The sequence below is a fragment of the Psychrobacter communis genome, assembly GCF_014836505.1.
GTDB lineage: Bacteria > Pseudomonadota > Gammaproteobacteria > Pseudomonadales > Moraxellaceae > Psychrobacter > Psychrobacter faecalis.
Genome location: NZ_JACSQR010000070.1, coordinates 1 through 2,488 on the forward strand (window position 1 = coordinate 1; position 2,488 = coordinate 2,488).

The window sequence follows — 2,488 nt, forward strand, 5'->3', positions numbered from 1 at the left end:
CCTCAGCAGGGACAGGTAGCCACATTGTAAATAGTATCAATAAGTTACAATGTGGCTTATCCCGAACTGGGGTTATTTATGTCTCAGGCTTATTGGCCACCAGTTTGATTATTATCATTGCTACTGCTAATAGCCAACGCGTGCTGTTAGGACTGGGCGTTATCGCCTCGGTCGGTTATATCTTTTGGTATTACTATCAGCTCGATACGTCTTTATTGGTCAAGTCTGCCTCTATGCTGGTCATCGGTATCGCACTACTTCTGCTGCGCTGGCTGCTTATCAAAGGCTATTTTGCGCAGATAAAATCAAGCGCTAACGATCATCAGGAGCGGCTGTCATGAATGATAAAATTTTGACCAAGCGCTTGCTTAAAAACACATCAAAGACCTATTGGCTACAAAAACCGGCAGTCACGATTATTATTGCCCTTCTTGGATTGGCGCTGGTATTGGTGGTGATGACGAGGAATATCGTAAAGTATGAAAACCATCTTACGACTGGCGATACGGTTTTATTAGCGCTTGCACCCGTTGATCCACGCGGCTTTATGCAAGGCGACTATATGACGCTTAGCTATGCGCTAGAGCGTGACGTATTTGCTGCCTTAAATAAAGACCCCGGTAGCTATCCTATTAACGAACAAGGCTATGTCATTGTCGCTTTAGACCAACATAATGTCGGACAGTTTAAGCGCTTAGCGGCTAATCAGCCTAGAAATCTAGCCTCTAATGAGATGGCGCTTCACTACCGTATCCGTAACGGCGTAATGCAGCTTGCGACCAATGCTTTTTTCTTCCAAGAAGGTCATGGCGAAGCATTTGAGGCAGCAGAATATGGGCTATTTCGGATTAATGATAAAGGGGAGCCGCTACTGACCAATTTAGTAGATGACGATTTTAAGGTTATTAGTCCAGAGCAGGCACATGCAGAACAAATAACCACAGAACAAACTGCTAATGATTAATGAAACCAACTAAATGCTGCTCACTTAACGCTGACTACTTTGCTTTACCAAAGTAATATTGCGATAAGCAAGCTGGGTTTGCTACTGTTGATGGCTACAAATTTATTCGCTTGTCAAAAACATTTGAAAAAAACGTAACAATTAAAAAAAGGATTTATTATGCGTAGTGCAACTTATGATCATTTTGGCAAACCAACTGAAGTATTAAGCCTCGGCGACCGTCCTATCCCCGAGCCAAAAGCCAATGAAGTGCGCGTCAAAACCATTCTCGCCTCCATCCATAACCATGACCTGCTTACCATTCGCGGTCAGTATGGCTTTAAACCTGAAATGCCGGCTATCGGTGGTAGCGAAGCCTTAGGCGTTATCGATGCCGTTGGTAGTGAAGTTAAAGGCTTAAAAGTCGGGCAACGCGTGGCGGCTGCCAGTGTACAAGCAACGTGGGCAGAGTATTTTGTCGCATCAGCGGATATGGTGTTTCCTATCCCTGATAGTTTAGAAGATGAAATGGCCGCGCAGCTGATTGCCATGCCGCTGAGTGCGTTGATGCTATTAGAGTTCTTAGAAGTAGAAAGCGGTCAATGGGTTATCCATAATGCCGCCAACGGTGCCGTTGGTAAATCGCTTGCCATGCTAGCGGCGGCGCGCGGCGTCAAAACCATTAATCTGGTAAGAAGTGACGATGCCATAAAAGAGTTAGATACTCTCGGTATCAAAAACAATATCAACACCTCAGATGATGACTGGAAAGAGCAAGTCAAAGCGATCGTCGGTAATGATAAAATCAGTGCGGCGGTGGATTCGGTCGGCGGTGAAAATAGTGGCGATTTGTTATCGTTACTCGGTCATGGTGGCACCTTCGCCGCCTTTGGGGCGATGTCGGGCAGACCTATGGTCATCAATCCGACCCATATGATTTTCAAGCAAGCGGTGATGAAAGGCTTTTGGGGCAGTAAGCTCAGTCAAGAGATGAGTGTGGAGAATAAGCAGCGCCTAGTGAATGAGCTGATCGATAGAGCGGTAGACGGACAATTAAAACTGCCTGTAGAAGCGGTATTTGATTTGGCCGACATCGTAAAAGCGGTCGATGGCAAATTGCAGTCAGGCAAAAAAGGTAAGGTACTGCTAAAACCTTGAATTATTATTCATTTATTATTTAGCTAACCTTCGTTTTATTAACAATGGCAGCGTTCTTTATTAAGAGTGCTGCCATTTTTTATGGCGACTTTTTCTAACCTATCTCTTATAGCCTACCGCGCAATATCTTGATAAATAGCAACAACGTTCCTTTACCAAAGTCAGGTTGCAGCTCGCAAGACCCGCTTGTTAAGGTTGATGGACAATTATCTATTGACGTCGCTTAAAAATTAAAACATTGAATTAAAATAATACCAAACCCAACAATTAAAGTTGCGCCCAAGCACGAGCAGTTAACGACCGAATCCTCTGTGGCTGTTTAAGCAAATTATTCCAAGCCAAGCAAGCGGCATCGACAATAGCCTCATAACTGTCATAACAACGATT

The 2,488-nt window shown here is 44.3% G+C and carries 3 protein-coding genes; all 3 read left to right on the top strand.

Annotated features, from left to right (window positions below):
* Window positions 1–341 (top strand): DUF4401 domain-containing protein (locus H9653_RS12260; protein ID WP_191692576.1); only part of this gene is annotated, 341 nt, incomplete at its 5' end.
* On the top strand, window positions 338–964 hold the full coding sequence (locus H9653_RS12265; protein WP_191692577.1) for a GDYXXLXY domain-containing protein: 627 nt from the start codon (window positions 338–340) through the stop codon (window positions 962–964). The genes H9653_RS12260 and H9653_RS12265, both read left to right, overlap by 4 nt.
* A gap of 159 nt (window positions 965–1,123) precedes the next feature.
* The gene (locus tag H9653_RS12270; RefSeq protein WP_191692578.1) at window positions 1,124–2,101 is read left to right on the top strand and encodes a zinc-binding dehydrogenase; all 978 of its coding nucleotides are present in this window, start codon (window positions 1,124–1,126) and stop codon (window positions 2,099–2,101) included.
* Window positions 2,102–2,488: the final 387 nt, after the last annotated feature.

Coding starts and splice junctions, on each gene's coding strand:
- H9653_RS12270 (WP_191692578.1), top strand. CDS start 1,124: ATGCGTAGTGCAACTTATGATCATTTTGGCAAACCAACTGAAGTATTA.
- H9653_RS12265 (WP_191692577.1), top strand. CDS start 338: ATGAATGATAAAATTTTGACCAAGCGCTTGCTTAAAAACACATCAAAG.